Raw genomic sequence first — 541 nt, forward strand, 5'->3', positions numbered from 1 at the left:
TTCGTTGTATTCCCGCCGCCAGGTTTCGATGACGGCGCGCGCATGCAGCAGGTGGGTGAACCAGTGCTCGTTGAGGCACTCATCGCGCAGGCGGCCGTTGAAGGACTCGACGTAGGCGTTCTGGTTGGGCTTGCCCGGCTCGATCAGGCGCAGCTGCACGCCGCGCTCGTGCGCCCAGACCACCATGGCCTTGCCGCAGAACTCCTTGCCGTTGTCGGTGCGGATGACATTGGGTAGGCCACGGCTGAGCGCCAGGCGGTCGAGCACGCGCGTGAGCATGTGGCCTGAGATCGCTCGCTCGACCTCGATGGCGACCGCTTCGTGAGTGGCGTCGTCGACGATGGTCAGGCACTTGATCACCCGCCCCTCGGCCGTGCGGTCGAAGACGAAGTCCATGGACCAGACCTCGTTGGCCGCCAAGGGCCGCAATAGCGGCTGACGCTCACCCACCGACACCTTCTTGCGCTTGCGCCGCCGCACCTGCAGCTTCGCTTCCTGATACAGCCGCTCCACGCGCTTGTAGTTCACGAGCAACCCTTCC

General features: G+C 65.4%; 1 protein-coding gene. It reads right to left on the reverse strand.

Translation table 11 applies throughout. The features are described from left to right. On the reverse strand, positions 1 to 541 hold a 541-nt coding region (locus tag ACFWZU_RS16285), incomplete at both ends, for an IS3 family transposase (RefSeq protein WP_439702557.1).

Origin of the sequence: Frateuria sp. GZRR33 (assembly GCF_051900425.1) — a bacterium.
Lineage (GTDB): Bacteria > Pseudomonadota > Gammaproteobacteria > Xanthomonadales > Rhodanobacteraceae > Frateuria_A.